Source organism: Actinomadura nitritigenes (assembly GCF_017573545.1).
Classification (GTDB): domain Bacteria; phylum Actinomycetota; class Actinomycetes; order Streptosporangiales; family Streptosporangiaceae; genus Spirillospora; species Spirillospora nitritigenes.
Genome location: NZ_JAGEOK010000008.1, coordinates 85,220 through 99,981, shown reverse-complemented (window position 1 = coordinate 99,981; position 14,762 = coordinate 85,220). Strand labels below are relative to the sequence as shown.

The 14,762-nt window shown below is 71.8% G+C and carries 15 protein-coding genes; 11 read left to right on the top strand and 4 right to left on the bottom strand.

The window, feature by feature from the left end:
• Nucleotides 1-102: 102 nt before the first annotated feature.
• On the bottom strand, nt 103-291 hold the full coding sequence (locus J4557_RS13865; protein ID WP_208266929.1) for a hypothetical protein: 189 nt from the start codon (nt 289-291) through the stop codon (nt 103-105).
• Nucleotides 292-460: 169 nt separating this feature from the next.
• On the opposite strand from J4557_RS13865, the gene J4557_RS13860 reads away from it, so the two are divergent.
• The 6 genes from J4557_RS13860 to J4557_RS13835 all read left to right on the top strand — a co-directional run bounded on the left by J4557_RS13860 (nt 461) and on the right by J4557_RS13835 (nt 7,343).
• A complete protein-coding gene (locus J4557_RS13860) occupies nt 461-1,582 on the top strand; it encodes a HEAT repeat domain-containing protein (RefSeq protein WP_243775720.1) in 1,122 nt (373 codons plus the stop codon).
• A gap of 40 nt (nt 1,583-1,622) precedes the next feature.
• Complete coding sequence (gene nucS / locus J4557_RS13855) at nt 1,623-2,303, top strand: endonuclease NucS (protein ID WP_208266927.1); 681 nt, start codon at nt 1,623-1,625, stop codon at nt 2,301-2,303.
• 830 nt (nt 2,304-3,133) lie between these two features.
• Nucleotides 3,134-4,408 (top strand): HNH endonuclease signature motif containing protein, encoded by a 1,275-nt coding sequence (locus tag J4557_RS13850; protein WP_208266926.1) that lies wholly within the window; start codon nt 3,134-3,136, stop codon nt 4,406-4,408.
• Between the two features lie 1,034 nt (nt 4,409-5,442).
• Nucleotides 5,443-5,847 carry a DUF3224 domain-containing protein gene (locus J4557_RS13845; RefSeq protein WP_208266925.1) on the top strand — a complete coding sequence of 135 codons (405 nt, stop codon included), beginning with the start codon at nt 5,443-5,445 and terminating at the stop codon, nt 5,845-5,847.
• Nucleotides 5,848-5,892: 45 nt separating this feature from the next.
• Complete coding sequence (locus J4557_RS13840; RefSeq protein ID WP_208266924.1) at nt 5,893-6,477, top strand: TetR/AcrR family transcriptional regulator; 585 nt, start codon at nt 5,893-5,895, stop codon at nt 6,475-6,477.
• Nucleotides 6,478-6,557: 80 nt separating this feature from the next.
• Entirely contained in the window at nt 6,558-7,343 is a 786-nt protein-coding gene (locus tag J4557_RS13835) for a site-2 protease family protein (protein WP_208266923.1), read from the top strand.
• A gap of 2 nt (nt 7,344-7,345) precedes the next feature.
• Here the strand turns inward: J4557_RS13835 and J4557_RS13830 are convergent, their stop codons facing one another.
• The gene (locus tag J4557_RS13830) at nt 7,346-8,050 is read right to left on the bottom strand and encodes a TetR/AcrR family transcriptional regulator (RefSeq protein WP_307799754.1); all 705 of its coding nucleotides are present in this window, start codon (nt 8,048-8,050) and stop codon (nt 7,346-7,348) included.
• A gap of 109 nt (nt 8,051-8,159) precedes the next feature.
• On the opposite strand from J4557_RS13830, the gene J4557_RS13825 reads away from it, so the two are divergent.
• A complete protein-coding gene (locus J4557_RS13825) occupies nt 8,160-8,969 on the top strand; it encodes an SDR family oxidoreductase (RefSeq protein ID WP_208266921.1) in 810 nt (269 codons plus the stop codon).
• Between the two features lie 96 nt (nt 8,970-9,065).
• Here the strand turns inward: J4557_RS13825 and J4557_RS13820 are convergent, their stop codons facing one another.
• A complete protein-coding gene (locus J4557_RS13820) occupies nt 9,066-9,623 on the bottom strand; it encodes a PadR family transcriptional regulator (protein WP_208266920.1) in 558 nt (185 codons plus the stop codon).
• Between the two features lie 100 nt (nt 9,624-9,723).
• Between J4557_RS13820 and J4557_RS13815 the strand changes: the two genes are divergently transcribed.
• The 3 genes from J4557_RS13815 to J4557_RS13805 are packed head-to-tail and all read left to right on the top strand — an operon-like array spanning nt 9,724 to nt 13,308.
• A complete protein-coding gene (locus J4557_RS13815; protein ID WP_208266919.1) occupies nt 9,724-10,311 on the top strand; it encodes a hypothetical protein in 588 nt (195 codons plus the stop codon).
• Nucleotides 10,312-10,336: 25 nt separating this feature from the next.
• On the top strand, nt 10,337-11,755 hold the full coding sequence (locus J4557_RS13810) for a carotenoid oxygenase family protein (RefSeq protein ID WP_307799753.1): 1,419 nt from the start codon (nt 10,337-10,339) through the stop codon (nt 11,753-11,755).
• 53 nt (nt 11,756-11,808) lie between these two features.
• A complete protein-coding gene (locus tag J4557_RS13805; protein ID WP_208266918.1) occupies nt 11,809-13,308 on the top strand; it encodes an aldehyde dehydrogenase family protein in 1,500 nt (499 codons plus the stop codon).
• Nucleotides 13,309-13,362: 54 nt separating this feature from the next.
• Here the strand turns inward: J4557_RS13805 and J4557_RS13800 are convergent, their stop codons facing one another.
• On the bottom strand, nt 13,363-14,043 hold the full coding sequence (locus tag J4557_RS13800; RefSeq protein WP_243775719.1) for an SDR family oxidoreductase: 681 nt from the start codon (nt 14,041-14,043) through the stop codon (nt 13,363-13,365).
• 70 nt (nt 14,044-14,113) lie between these two features.
• On the opposite strand from J4557_RS13800, the gene J4557_RS13795 reads away from it, so the two are divergent.
• Nucleotides 14,114-14,668 carry a TetR/AcrR family transcriptional regulator gene (locus J4557_RS13795; protein ID WP_208266917.1) on the top strand — a complete coding sequence of 185 codons (555 nt, stop codon included), beginning with the start codon at nt 14,114-14,116 and terminating at the stop codon, nt 14,666-14,668.
• The last annotated feature ends 94 nt before the right edge of the window (nt 14,669-14,762 follow it).

The following is a 14,762-nucleotide window of genomic DNA, read 5'->3' as shown; positions in this document are numbered from 1 at the left end:
CCGGCCGGCACGGCCCCGGTCCCCGGGCGGCCGGCGCCGGTCGTCGGCGCCGGTCGTCGGCGCCGGTCGTCGGTCGTCGGCATCCGTCGTCGCCGTCGGCCGTCAGCCGGCCGGCGCCGTTCCGCGCCGCCCGGACGGCCGCCGCACCGGGCGCGCGCCCCGCTGCGCCCGCTCCTCCCAGAACTCGCGCGCCCGCCGCGCCAGCGCCGCGTTCCGCGCCGCCCGCGCCTCCGCACGCCGCTCCCCGGCCCGCTCCCGCATGATCGACCGCATGATGTCGTGGTGGTACACGGCCCCCTCCTTCGTCGCGGGCCGCTGCAACGGCCCGACATCCAAGAGGTTCGTCCTAAGGCCCCCGCCCGGGCATCGGGACGACGCCCTATATCCGGCCTTATCGGGGTCTTAGACGTTCTTATCCAGGTCGACGCCGATGCCGGAACACGCCTGGCAGAATCCCGCCATGGACGAACCCCTGGCAGGGCTCGACGACATCGACTGGTCCGGCCTCCGCCACGCCTACGGCTCCGCGGACGACGTCCCGGGCCTACTGCGGACGCTCCGCACGCCGGACCAGGAGGAGCGCCAGGAAGCGCTGCACACCCTCTACGCGAGCATCTACCACCAGGGCAGCCGCTATCCGGCGTCCGGGCCCGCGGTGCCGTTCCTGCTGGCCCTCGCCGCCGACCCGGCCACCCCCGACCGCGACGACCCGCTCTGCCTGGCGGCCGGGATGGCGATCGGCTCCGACGAGGCGCACCTTCCCTGCGGCGTCGACATCGCCGGATGGCGCCGCGAGGTCGCCCGGTTGCGCGCCTCCGACCCCGCCGAGGAGGAACACCGCCTGGACGCCTGGGTCGCCGAGGCCGAACTCGCCGCCTACGACGCCGTCCGGGCCCGGCTCCCCCTCGTCCGCGATCTGCTCGCCGACGAGGACGTCCCCGTCCGCGCCGCCGCCGCGTACACGCTCGGCTGGTTCCCGGAGGAGGCCGCCGCGTCGCTCTCCGCCCTGCGGGCACTGCTCCGAACCGAGCAGGATCCGGCCGTCGCCGCCAACGCGCTCATCTCCACCGGCCTCCTCGACGGCCGCGACCTGATCCCCCGGCTCCGGGAGCACCTCGACGGCGCCGAACCGCTCACCCGCTGGGCCGCCGCCATCGCGCTCCTCCGCCTGGACGTCACGGACCCGCCCGTCATCGCCGAACTCGCCGCCGCCAGCGCCGACCCGCCTGGCGCGACCGTCGCGTTCATGAACGGCGACCTGCGCCTCTACTCGGCCGCCGCCATCGCCGGGATGGCCGACCCGCCGGACGAGGCCGTCGGCGCCGTCCTCGACGGGCTGGCCCGCACGTCCGATGACGCGTCCTTCCCCATGGCCGCCGTCGCGCTCCGGCTGGCCTTCCGCGCCCCGTCCGCTCCCCTGCCGCCTTACGCCGACCTCACGGCCGTCCAGCGGCGGACCGTCCAGGTCATCGCCGAACTCCCCGAGAGCAGCTGGCGGTGGGGCAACCTCATGGAGATCCTGCAGGAGTGGGACCTGCCCACCGACCGCGACGAGTGCCGCGCATACGCGGGTCTCGCATGACGGCCACGCGGGGTCCACGGCGGAACTAAGGTTGGGCAACGTGCGTCTCGTTATCGCCCGCTGCAGCGTCGACTACGCCGGCAAGCTCACCGCCCACCTGCCCATGGCCCCCCGGCTCGTCCTGATCAAGTCGGACGGGAGCGTGAGCATCCATGCCGACGACCGCGCCTACAAGCCGCTGAACTGGATGAATCCGCCGTGCTCCCTGCGGGAGGAGCCGTACGAGGAGAACGGCGCGGTCGCCCGCTGGACGGTCACGCACGGCAAGTCGGGCGAGCGGCTGATCCTCACCATCGAGGAGATCCTCCACGACACCAGCCACGAGCTGGGGCTGGACCCGGGCCTGCAGAAGGACGGCGTGGAGGCGCACCTGCAGGAGCTGCTCGCCGAGCACATCACCACCCTCGGCGAGGGCTGGTCGCTGATCCGCCGCGAGTACCCGACCGCGATCGGCCCCGTCGACATCCTGTGCCGCGACTCCGACAGCGCCACCGTCGCCGTCGAGATCAAGCGGCGCGGTGAGATCGACGGCGTCGAGCAGCTCACGCGGTACCTGGAGCTGCTGAACCGCGACCCGCACCTGGCGCCGGTCCGCGGGATCTTCGCCGCGCAGGAGATCAAGCCCCAGGCCCGCGTCCTCGCCACCGACCGCGGCATCAACTGCGTCACGCTCGACTACGACGCCCTCCGCGGCATCGAACACGAGGGCACCCTGTTCTGACCGCGCCACCCGCCCGCACGGCGCCGGCGTCGTAGTCGTAGCCGTCATCGGCGGTCAGCGCGGGCAGGTCCATGGTGAGCGGGCAGCTCCTCGGTGAACAGCCGGGTCTGGACAAGATCAGCGAGGACGAACCCGGTCCTGCCTTGCCGAGCGTCTTGCGCAACCGCCGGAACGTCAGCGCGACCTAAGCGCGGATGTCACCGGCGCGGGCGGTGCAACCGTCGTCGTCGCTGCGTGCCTCATTCCCAGCGACGAACGGCCACGCCGCGCGAGCCGCTCGCTCAGGCTTTTCGCTCAGGCTGCTCGGTCAGGTCACTCGATCAAGTTCGCCCGCTGATACCCGATCCAGTCGCCGATCATGCGCCGTTCCATGTCGATGCGGTGCATTTCTCTTAGCTTCGGCGGTGCGGCATCCCTGATCTTTGTCTAGCGAGTCCTTACCCGCCCCGATCGTGAATCCACAGTTTGCCTTTGGGGTGGCGTGGCCTCGCGTGGGGCCATCGGAGAAATGGTGTTCGGGTGGTGGGGTGGCGCTGGCGTACGGGGCCGCCCCTCCAAAGTCAAGGGCGCCTTCGGCGTCGCTTCGCGATGGACTTCGTCCACCCTTGACTTCGGAGCCTCTGCGGCCCCTGAGGCAGCGTTAGGGGCAGGCTCCGCCTGCCCCGCCCGGGTCGCGCCACCCCACCACCCCCCTCCGTCAGGGGCCAGCCTCGGGGTGCTCCATAGAACAAAGACTGCAAGGGCACGCTTGCCTTTCCCGCCAAAAAGATACCGGACGGAATGTGCCGTGGACGGCCATGAATGTCGGTCACACAGGGTACTATTTACGTATGCAATCAGTGACGGTCGAGCTTGAGGCCGCGTCCACCATAGAACTGGTGAACGCGCTCTCAACCATCGCCACTGAACTCGCCTCAAGGGAAGCCCCCGAATCAGCTGCCGCGTGCCTAGAACTCACCGAAACCCTCGTGGCCGCCTCCGATATGCAAGAAAGCGCGCTCGCCGGTTTCATCGGCCGAGTCGATGCCACCAAAGAGCAGGCCCGGTGGGGATATCCCTCCACCCAAGCATGGCTGCGATCCCGGCTCGGCATGCGCGACAACCGGGTGAAGGAGCGCCTCACCCTTGCCCGGCAGCGGCGTCGCCTCCCGCAGGTGGCCGAGCAGCTCGCAGCCGGGGAGCTGTCTTACGGTTACGCCGTCACCGTCGCCGACTCGGTCTCGCGTTTGGACGACCACGACTGCGCCGAGGCCGAGGCGACCCTGCTCGGTTTCGTTGACCAGGGCTTCTCCGCCGGGAAGGTCGCCGCGTTCGGCCGCCGCATCCGTGACCTCATCGCCGACCGCGACGACACCGAAGACGCCCCCGACGAGGACACCAAGCACGGTTACGACAAGTCGTGGCTCACCACCACCCGATCGCTGGACGGCGGCCGATACGTCAAAGGCTGGCTCAACCCCGAAGACGCCGCGATCTGGGACGGCACCCTGGCGCCGCTGGCCAAGCCGGCCGGACCCGACGACCACCGCGACCTCCCCGAACGCACCGCAGCCGCCCTCTCCAGCGTGCTGTCGGGCGGCCATAAGGCATCCAAGGTCACCGTGATCTGCGACCTGGAGACACTCACCGGCGGCAACGCCCCCGCCCGCCTCACCGACGGCACTCCCATCCCCGCCGCGCAGGCCCGCCGCATCGCCCTGGCCGCCGGGGTATCGCCCCTGCTCCTCGGCCGCGGGAACACCCCGCTGTACCTGGGATATCGGGAACGGTTCGCCTCCGCCGCACAACGACAGGTGCTGGAAACGCTCTACCCCTCCTGCGCGGTGCGAGGCTGCGAGGTCCCCGGGACACTGTGCGAAGTGGACCACGTCCACGGGTGGGCACTCGGGCGGTCGCCGACCGACATCGATCAGCTCGCACTCGCCTGCGGGTGGCACAACCGGTTCAAACACGCCAACCCCGACCAGATCCAGATCACCAAGGGTCACGACGGGCGATACCTCTACCGGCTACTCCCACCAGCCGACGCGCGAGGCACGAGGGGGGTCGGGCCACCGGGCAGCATCGGCCCACCCGACAACCCCGCCCTCGACTGGGCCGCATAACCGCACCCCACCCGCCACACCGCACCCGGCTATGCCCTGCGCCGATCCGCCGCCCGCATCCACCCGATGACGGGCAGCCCCGGCACGCCCACACCACAGACAATGGGCGACCCCACACACCGGGCCGCGCACGCCCCACCGGACACTCCCTCAACGGACACCACCCCAACCCACCGGGCCAGCAGCACCGACCCAGCCCACACCACCCTGGACCGGGACGCATAACCACCTCGCCCCCCGCAACGCCACACCCGGCGACGCCCGGCCAATGCCCGTCGCCGGTCCATTCGCACTCACCCGCAGGACGGGCGAGCTGGCCTCCCCGCATGACATCGCGATACCGGTGCAATGGCCGAGACCGCCTGCCGAACGCAGCGCGTCACCCCTCCAGGCCGTAATGCAAGAGCCGTCGCCAACACCGGATCACGGGCGGCTCATATCTGCGGGCCTGGCAAGGGCCGGGAGCGAACTGCCGAGAAGGGACTTCGCCCCTGACGGAAGGGGGTGGTGGGGTGGCGCGACCCGGGGCGGGGCAGGCGGAGCCTGCCCCTTAACGCTGCCTCAGGGGCCGCAGAGGCTCCGAAGTCAAGGGTGGACGAAGTCCATCGCGAAGCGACGCCGAAGGCGCCCTTGACTTTGGAGGGGCGGCCCCGTACGCCAGCGCCACCCCACCACCCGAACACCCCTCTTGCCAAACTCCCGAACACCCCTTGCAGAACACCCCCGCGAAACATGCCTCGCGAAACACCCCTCGCAGAACACCCTTCGCGGCGCCGGGCGCCGGTCACGACGGCTTGATCAATGACTGTCCGCACCACGGCGTTCCAGCCCCAGGCTCCACGTCGGACGACAAGGCGGCTCGGCTAGCGAGAGCATCGTCGGTTTCCGTTGGGGGCGGCTTGAGGACATCGCCTGGCACCCCCCGCTGTCCCGAGATGCCCCCGCTCTCCCGAGGTGCCCCTTCGGCGGGCTTCGGCAGGTGCGCGGTCGGTGGGTCTCGCACGCTGTCGGTGGTGGCGGGCATCATGGCGGGCATGACCTTCCAAGCGAGCGGCGCTTTCGACATCGACGCGTGGGAAGCCGAGAAGCCCTATGACGAGCAGGCCGGCAACAAGCTGACGCGGGTCCACGTCCGCAAGACGTTCCACGGCGACCTGGTCGGCACCAGCACCACCGAGCTGATCACGGTGGAGTCGGCGGCCGGGCCGATGGCGTACGTGGGGATCGAGCACGTGCAGGGGATCCTGCACGGCCGGGAGGGAACGTTCGTGCTGCAGCACAGCGCGGGCACCGAGGACGGCACGCCCGGCACCCAGTGGCTGCGCTGGCTGATCGTGCCGACGTCCGGGACCGGGGAGCTGGCGGGGATCCGCGGCGTCGGGCAGATCACCGTCACCGACGGCGGGCACACCTGGTCGCTGGAGTACACGCTGGACTGACGCGCGGGACGTAGCGGCGCCGCGCCTGCCGGTAATGTTTCGGCCATGCCCCCGGTCAGTACCGACGCGACGCGCGAGCGGATCATCGACGCCGCCGAGGCGTGCTTCTCCCGGTTCGGCGTGGCGAAGACCACGGTGGAGGACATCGCCGCCGCGGCGAAGCTGTCGCGGGCGACGGTGTACCGGGCGGTCAGCGGCGGGCGGGACGAGCTGATCCTCGCGGTGGTCGTGCGGGACCTGCACCGCTTCCTGGACCGGCTGGCGGTGCGGTTGCGCCGCGAGCGGTCGGTGCCGGAGGCGATCGTCGAGGGGACGATGGACGCGGTCGAGTACGTCCGCAACGAGCCGGCGATCGCGCATTTCCTGGTGCCGGAGGCGGCGGGGCACATGCAGGCGGCGGTGGCGGGCGCGGCGGAGCACGTGCTGGCGCTGTGCTGCGATTACGTGCGGCCCTATTTCGAGCAGGCGCAGCGGCAGCGGACGCTGCGTCCCGACATCGAGGTCGAGGGGACGGTGGAGTTCCTGTTCCGGATCATCACGTCGCTGATCGTGATGGACCGGGAGCGGGAGCCGGACGACCTGCGCCGCTTCCTGCGCACGTACGTGGTGCCGGGGATCGCGGGGCTCTGATCCGGCGCGGGGGCGTGTCCGCACCTACGAGACGGTAGCTTTCAAGGAATCGACGGCGCGGACCGGAAGGGGTCGGGGCGATGGTTGCGGATTTCACGAGGCGGGGGCGCTCGGCGGTGCAGCCGAGCCCGGTGTTCCTCGTGATCGTGGCGGCGACCGTCATCTGCGGCCTGCTCGCCTGGCGGTACGGGGACAACCCGGCCAAGGGGGCGCGACTCGCGCTGTTCGGGTTCGTGATCGCGGCATGGGTGCTGTCGCTGTGCGTGCACGAGTTCGGGCACGCCTACATCGCCTACCGGTCCGGCGACCGGAGCGTGGCGGCGAAGGGGTACCTGACGCTGAACCCGCTGAAGTACTCCGACATGCTGCTGAGCTTCCTGATCCCGGTGGTGTTCATCCTGCTCGGCGGGATCGGCCTGCCGGGCGGGGCGGTGTGGATCGAGCGGCACCGCATCCCCGGCCGGCTGCGGCACAGCCTGGTGTCGGCGGCGGGCCCGCTGTCCAACGCCATCTTCGCGATCATGCTGGCGGTGATCTACAAGAACTTCGCGGCGCAGGGCCACGCGGTGTTCTGGCTGGGCCTGGCGTTCCTGGCGTTCCTGCAGGTCACGGCGGCGCTGCTGAACCTGCTGCCGATCCCGGGGCTGGACGGCTTCGGGATCGTCGAGCCGTACCTGCCGCGCCGCCTGGTGGACCAGGTCAGCGGGTACGGCGGCTACGCCTTCCTGGTGCTGATCGCGCTGCTGTGGATCGGGCCGATCAACCGGGGCTTCTTCCGCCTGATCTACCACGTCACGGACGCGCTGGGGATCGGCGCCGTCTCGATCGAGATGGGCCACTCGCTGTTCCTGTTCTGGCAGAGCTGACGCTAGTCCCCCGCGCCGCCCCCGCCGCCCCCGCTGTCCGCCCCGTCCGCGCCGTCCGCGCCGTCCGCGGCGGCTCCCTCGGCCTTCTCCGCGCGGGGACGGCCGGCGAGGTGCCGGACGATCCGCCGGAGCTGTTCGGCGTAGTGCTCCTGGAACTCGGGTGAATCGGGGCTGACGCCGAAGACGCGGTGGACGGCGAGCGGCAGCACGACGGGCGCGGCGACCACGGCCATCATCACGAGCATGACCGCGGCCGGGTCCAGGTCGTCGGCGAGCTCGCCCTCGGCCTGGCGCCGCACCAGCTCCGACAGGTCCTCGCGCTCGATCGGCGGTTCGCCGTCGAAGGTGCCGGTGAGGCCGCGCAGGGCGTTCAGCCGGGTGCCGCGCGGGTCGTCGAGGGCGTGCCGCAGGTAGCGGATCAGCACCTCGTCCAGCCCGATGTCCGGGTCGTTGAACCGGGCCTCGGTCTCGCGCCAGCGGCAGGAGATCTCCCGGTACAGGCCCTCCTTGCCGCCGAAGTAGTAGTTGATCAGCTGTTTGTTCACGCCGGCGCGGTCGGCGATGTCCTGCACGCGCGCCCCCGCGTAGCCCTTGGCGGCGAACTCGTCCAGGGCCGCGTCGAGGAGCAGCCGCCGGGAACGCTCGGCGTCCAGCTTGCGCTCGCCCGGGGCGGGCGCGCGCCGCGGCCGCCTCGTCTCCTCCGTCACGCCGTTCATGGTACCGCCCGGCTGACGGCGTCATACATCCGGCTGGTTGACGACTTCATCCGTTTGGTTGAAGATGGGCGCGACACCTCCGAAGAAGAGAGACCGAACGATGATCCTTGTCACCGGAGCCACCGGCAACGTCGGCCGCCACGTGGTCGGCGAGCTGCTCTGCGCGGACGTGAAGGTCCGCGCGCTGACCCGCGACCCCGCCACCGCGCGGCTGCCCGGCGAGGTGGAGGTCGCCCGCACCGGCGAGATGCCGCTGGACGGCGTCACGTCGATGTTCCTCAACCCCGCCGTGTTCTGGAACGGCCTGGGCGACCTGCTGGACCGTGCCCGCGACCACGGCGTCCGGCGCGTCGTCATGCTGTCGTCGTCGGCGGCGCTCGACGACGATCCGCGCAACGTGATCGGCGCCCACCATCTGGAGTTCGAGCGGGCGATCGAGGCGAGCGGCCTGGAGTGGACGTTCGTGCGCCCCGGCGAGTTCGCGACGAACGCGCTGGCCTGGGCGGACACGATCCGGGCGGGCGAGCCGGTGCGCGAGCCGTACGCGCGGGCCCGCACCACGCCGATCCATGAGCGCGACATCGCCGCCGTCGCCGCGCGGGCCCTGCTGTCGGACGGGCTCGTCGGCGCGAAGCCGGTGCTCAGCGGGCCCGAGGCGCTCACGTACCCGGAGATGGTCGAGATCATCGGCGCCGCGGCCGGGATCCCGGCCCGGTTCGAGGAGATCTCCCCGGAGCGGGCGCGGGAGGAGATGCTGCGCCGCCCCTACATGCGCGAGGCGATCGTGGACGCACTGCTGCGGGTGCGCGCCGAGGCGGTGGACCGCGCGCCCGAGATCTCGCCGGAGGTCGAGCGCATCACCGGACGTCCCGCCCGGACGTTCGCCGAATGGGCCGCGGACCACTTCTGACGGCCGCGCCGCACGAGGCCCCGCCCTCCGCCCGACGGCGGAGGGCGGGCCGCACGACGGCCGGGCAGGCCCCCGCCTTGCCCGGCCGTACGCCCGTCAGCCGCCCGCCGGGCCCGGCGACCCGGCAGGGCGGCGCTCCCTGTACTGCTCGCGCGCCCAGACGAACCAGTCGCGGCGCATGGCCATGAACCGTTTGCCGTACTCCAGGGTCAGCCGGCCGTTGCCGGTGAGGCCGCCCTCCTCCTCCCAGGGGACGATCTCCTCGAGCCGGGCGAGGTCGTCGAGCCGGCCGGAGAGGGCGTCGATCATCCGGTCCAGGTAGCCGAGGGCCTCCTCGGGCGCGATCTGGTCGAGGAAGAAGACCCGCAGCATCACCTCGTCGCGGCGGTTCGGCTTCGGGTCGGTCTCCACCATCCAGTGGCGCAGCTCGTCCCGGCCCGCGGCGGTGATCGCGTACTCCTTGCGGCCGCGCGGCCCCTCGGCGGACACCTCGATCAGGCCGCCGTCGGTGAGCTTGCCGAGCTCGCCGTAGAGCTGGCTCTGGGTCGCCTGCCAGACCGTCCCGAGCGAGATCTCGAACACCTTCATCAGGTCGTATCCGCTGGCGCCGTCCATCTCGGCGAGCAGCCCCAGCAGCGCGTGTCGCAGGCTCATTCCCCGATTGTGACACGTCTGGGTTGACATGTCGAAAGTGACACGTCTAGTTTCTGACATGTCGAAGTTGGAATGTCGCTCCCGATGAGAGGCTCGCGCCATGCTGCTCTACTACGTCCGGACCTTCCTCCCCTGGATCCTGCTCGCCGTGGTGAGCGGCTGGAACGACCGGGCCGGGGCGGCGGCCGGCCTGGCGGCGGCCCTCGTGCTCCTCGCCCAGGACCTGCGCAGGGGCCACCGCCTCGACTCGCTGATCCTCGAACTGTCGGCCACCGTCTTCATGGCGCTGCTGACCGCCCTCGCCTTCGCCGCCCCGGGCTCGTCCCTGCTGGACTACGGCGCGTCCATGGCGATCGGCTGGCTCGCGCTCACCGCCTGGGGCACGCTCCTCGCCGGACGGCCCTTCACCGAGGGCGTCGGCCGCCGCGGCGTCGGCGACGAGATCGCCGCGACGGACCTGTTCAAGCGCATCACCACGGTCATCGCGATCGTCTGGGCCATCAGCTTCACCGTCATGGCGCTCGTCCTGGCGTACGTGCAGCACGCCGCGCCGGACGGCACCGCGCTGCTCGTCGCCGTCAAGATCGCCGGATTCACCGTCCCGATCGTCTTCACCGCCCGCTACCCCGAGATCGCGCAGCAGCGGCACTTCGCCCGCCACGGCATCGACCGCGAGGCCGTCCGATGAGCCGGCCCGCGCAGGGAACGCTCAGGTGACCCCCCTCGGTCGGCTCAGCGAAGGGCAGGACATGGAGACGAAGCCGAACGCCGGCTGGCTGGAGGGCGGCCTCGCCCCGGTCCCGGACGAGATCGACGCCACCGGCCTGGAGGTCACCGGAACGCTCCCGCCCGAGCTGACCGGACGGTACTTCCGCAACGGCCCGAACCCGCTGCCGGGCCGGCCGAGCGGCCACTGGTTCACCGGGCCCGGGATGATCCACGGCGTGCGGCTGCGCGGCGGGCGCGCCGAGTGGTACCGCAACCGGTGGGTGCGGACCAAGACGTTCCTCGACGAGAGCGCCCGGTTCGCCGCGGACGACGGGACGCTGGACTTCGCGGCCGTCCCCGCCAACACCCACGTCGTCCCGCACGGCGGCAGGATCCTCGCGCTGGTCGAGATCGGCTTCCCGTACGAGATGACGCCGGAGGCCGGGACGGTCGGGCCGTGCGACTTCGGCGGGACGCTCACCACCGCGATGACGGCGCATCCCAAGCAGGATCCGGTGACCGGCGAGCTGCTGTTCTTCGGCTACGGCGTGCTCCCGCCGTACCTGACGTACCACCGGCTGTCGGCCGACGGGTCGCGGGTCGTGGAGAGCCGCGAGATCGAGGTTCCGGGCCCGTCGATGATGCACGACTTCGCGATCACCGAGCACCACGTGATCTGGCTGGACCTTCCCGTCGTGTTCGACATGGAGCTGGCGACGGGCGGCGGGGGCATGCCGTTCCGCTGGGACGACGCCTACGGCGCCCGGCTCGGCGTCATGCGGCGGGACGCGCCCGGCGACGTCCGCTGGTTCGACGTCGACCCCTGCTACGTCTTCCACGTCGGCAACGCCCACGAGGACGCCGCCGGACGGATCGCGCTGGACGGGGTCCGGTACCGGCCCGAGGACTTCGCCGCGATCTGGAAGGAGATCGGCGGCTCGGTGGACCCGGCGCGGGACCCGGCGCAGCACGCGGCGCGCTCCGAGAGCGCGCACCTGTACCGCTGGACCCTGGACCCCGCCACGGGGCGCGCCGTCGAGGAGCAGCTCGACGACCGGAACGTGGAGTTCCCGACCCACGACGACGCCCGGACCGGCCGCCGCCACCGCTTCCTCTACACGGTCGCCGGGGGCGCCGTCGTGAAGTACGACCTGCGGGACGGTTCCTCGTCCGTGCGGGAGTTCGAGGAGGACGCGTCGGTGGGCGAGGCGGTCTTCGTCCCCGCCGAGGGGGCGCGCGGGGAGGACGAGGGCTGGCTGCTGTCGATCGTCTCCGGGGCCTCCAGCGCCGAGCTCGTCGTCCTGGACGCGGCGGACCTGTCGCGGACGGCGAGCGTGCGGCTGCCCCGGCGGGTGCCGGCGGGCTTCCACGGCAGCTGGATCCCGGACGCCGGGGACACCCGGCCGCCTAGAGTGATTTACTAGCGAGTACACAAGTGCAAGTAATCACTTACCAGGCTCCTCCCGGGAGGTTCCGCATGTCCGTGGCCACGGAGAGCACCGAGACGTTCGCGTCCCTGAACCCGGCCACCGGCGAGGTCGTCGGTGAGCACCCCGTGCACGACGCCGCCGCCGTCGCGCAGGCGCTCGAGCGGGCCCGCGAGGCGGCCGGCTGGTGGCGCGCCCTCGGCTGGAAGGAGCGCCGCCTCCGCCTCCTGAACGTCAAGGGCGCGCTCACCCGCAACCTCAACCGGATGGCCGAGCTCATCCACCAGGAGACCGGCAAGCCGGTGCAGGACGCCCAGCTGGAGACGATCATGGCGATCTCCCATCTGGACTGGGCGGCCCGCAACGCGCGCAAGGTCCTCGGCCCGCGCACCGTCTACCCCGGCCTCATGGCCATCAACCAGCGCTGCGAGCTGGAGTACCAGCCGCTCGGCGTGGTCGGCGTGATCGGCCCGTGGAACTACCCGATCTTCACCCCGATGGGCTCGATCGCCTACGCGCTCGCCGCCGGCAACGCCGTGGTCTTCAAGCCGTCGGAGTTCACCCCCGGCGTCGGGCTGCTGCTGGCCGAGCTGGTCGAGGGCGTCGTCCCCGAGCACCCGGTGCTCCAGGTCGTCACCGGTCTCGGCCCGACCGGCGCCGCGCTCGCCTCGTCCCCGGACGTCGACAAGATCGCCTTCACCGGCTCCGGCCGCACCGCCAAGCGGGTGATGGCCGCCTGCGCCGAGAACCTCACCCCGATCGTCGCCGAGTGCGGCGGCAAGGACGCCTGCATCGTCGACTCCGACGCCGACCTGGACGCCGCCGCCGACGCCGCGCTGTGGGGCGCGATGTCCAACGCGGGCCAGACCTGCATCGGCGTCGAGCGGATCTACGTGCTGGACGACGTCTACGACCGCTTCCTCGGCAAGATCACCGAGAAGGCGAAGGAGCTGCGGCCCGGATTCGACCGCGAGGCCGCCTACGGCCCGATCACCATGCCGGGCCAGCTCGACATCATCGAGCGCCACATCAAGGACGCCCTCGACAAGGGCGGCACGGCCGTCGTCGGCGGCGCCGAGTCGGTCCGCAAGCCGTACGTCGAGCCGGTCGTGCTCACCGACGTGCCGGACGACTCGTCCGCCGTGTGCGAGGAGACGTTCGGGCCGACCATCACCGTCCACCGCGTCAAGGACCTGGACGAGGCGGTCGAGAAGGCCAACCGGACCAGCTACGGCCTCGCCGGGACGATCTTCTCCGGCAGCAGGTCCCGCGCGATGGACGCCGCCCGCCGGATGCGCTCCGGCATGACGTCCATCAATGCGTTCGCCGCGTTCGCGCAGGTCGCGGCGCTGCCGTTCGGCGGTGTCGGCGAGTCCGGCTTCGGCCGCATCCACGGCGCGGACGGGCTGCGCGAGTTCGCCCGCCCGAAGGCCATCACCCGGCAGCGGTTCGCCACTATGAACCTGACCTCGTTCGGCCGCACCGAGAAGGAGATGGCGCGCGTCCTCGGCCTGATCAACATGATCCACGGCCGCCGCTACAAGCGCTGAGCCAGGCCGCGGCGGCGCCCCCGGCGCGCGGGGGCGCCGCCCCGGCACGGCGGCTCAGGCGACGGTGAAGCCGCCGTCCACGGGCAGGATCGTGCCGGTCACGTAGGTCGCGCCGACGAGGTACGCGATCGCCTCGGCGACGTCCTCGGCGGTGCCGACCCGCTTGACCGCGAGCCCGCCCGCGGCCTCCGCGAACTGCGCCTCCCGGTGCTCGTCCGGCAGGAACGACCACCACGGCGTGTCCACGACGCCGGGCGCGACCGCGTTCACCCGGACCGGCGACAGCTCGGCGGCCAGCGGCGACACGATCCGCTCGATCGCGCCGTTCACCGCGGCGAGCGCCGTCGTCCCCGGCAGGGCCGCGCGGGCGGACGCCGCCGACACGAAGGTGATCGACCCGGTCGCCTTCGCGTGCTGGATCGCCGACAGGTACGGGAACAGCTTCCCGTCGAACGCGGCGCGGACGTCGGCCAGCCTCGCCTGCCCGATCGGGCCCATGCCGACGGCGCCGGGGCTGAAGGCGAGCACCAGGTGGTCGAACTCGCCGGTCCGCTCGAAGAACGCGGCGACCGCCTCCTCGTCGGTGCCGTCGACCTGTTCCGCGGTGGCGGACTTCACCGCGGCGAACTTCGCCGGGTCCCGGCCGGTGACGATCACCTCGGCGTCCCGCGCCGCCAGCAGTTCCGCGGCCGCCAGTCCGATGCCGGACGTCCCACCCATGATCACAACGCGCATTCCGCGCCTCCATTTCAAGACGTGACGTCTCGATATTAAATCGAGACGCCGCGTCTTGTAAACTGCCCGCATGGGACGGCCACGCAGCGAGACGGCACGGCGCGCGATCCTCGACGCCGCGATGGAGGTGCTCCAGGAGCACGGCTACGCCGCCCTCACCATGCAGGGCATCGCCGCCGCCGCCGGCGTCGGCAAGCAGACGATCTACCGCTGGTGGCCGTCCAAGGCCGACGTCGTCCTGGACGGCCTGGTCGAGCTCGCCGACGAGCGCATCACCGTCCCGGACACCGGCTCCCTCCCCGGCGACCTCTCCGAGTTCCTCGCCGCGACGTTCCGGCAGCGCGGCCAGCGCCCCGTCCTCATCGGCCTCATGGCCGAGGCACTCCTCGACCCGGTGTTCGCCCGCGCGTTCCGCGACCGGTTCCTGTTCGCCCGCCGCGCCGCGCTCCGCGGCATCCTCGACCGCGCCGCCGAGCGCGGCGAGATCGCCGCCGGCACCGACCCCGAGCTGCTGATGGACGTCGTCTACGGCGTGCTGTGGTACCGGCTCATGCTCGACCACGCGCCCCTGGACGAGTCCGCCGGGCGCGCCCTCACCGACCTCGTCGTGCGCGCCGTTTCCTGAGGTCGGACCCGTCCGACTAAGGCGTCCGGCACCGCCTACGCCACCCCCTAAGGCGCCTGAGCCTCAGGCGCCGGGAACTAAGGCGTCCTAAGGC

Excerpts from the sequence above, each read along its gene's own strand:
- J4557_RS13860 (WP_243775720.1), top strand. The coding sequence starts at position 461 with ATGGACGAACCCCTGGCAGGGCTCGACGACATCGACTGGTCCGGCCTC.
- J4557_RS13840 (WP_208266924.1), top strand. The coding sequence starts at position 5,893 with ATGCCCCCGGTCAGTACCGACGCGACGCGCGAGCGGATCATCGACGCC.
- J4557_RS13850 (WP_208266926.1), top strand. The coding sequence starts at position 3,134 with ATGCAATCAGTGACGGTCGAGCTTGAGGCCGCGTCCACCATAGAACTG.
- J4557_RS13805 (WP_208266918.1), top strand. The coding sequence starts at position 11,809 with ATGTCCGTGGCCACGGAGAGCACCGAGACGTTCGCGTCCCTGAACCCG.
- J4557_RS13820 (WP_208266920.1), bottom strand. The coding sequence starts at position 9,623 with ATGAGCCTGCGACACGCGCTGCTGGGGCTGCTCGCCGAGATGGACGGC.
- J4557_RS13845 (WP_208266925.1), top strand. The coding sequence starts at position 5,443 with ATGACCTTCCAAGCGAGCGGCGCTTTCGACATCGACGCGTGGGAAGCC.
- J4557_RS13825 (WP_208266921.1), top strand. The coding sequence starts at position 8,160 with ATGATCCTTGTCACCGGAGCCACCGGCAACGTCGGCCGCCACGTGGTC.
- J4557_RS13835 (WP_208266923.1), top strand. The coding sequence starts at position 6,558 with ATGGTTGCGGATTTCACGAGGCGGGGGCGCTCGGCGGTGCAGCCGAGC.
- J4557_RS13800 (WP_243775719.1), bottom strand. The coding sequence starts at position 14,043 with ATGCGCGTTGTGATCATGGGTGGGACGTCCGGCATCGGACTGGCGGCC.
- J4557_RS13795 (WP_208266917.1), top strand. The coding sequence starts at position 14,114 with ATGGGACGGCCACGCAGCGAGACGGCACGGCGCGCGATCCTCGACGCC.
- J4557_RS13815 (WP_208266919.1), top strand. The coding sequence starts at position 9,724 with ATGCTGCTCTACTACGTCCGGACCTTCCTCCCCTGGATCCTGCTCGCC.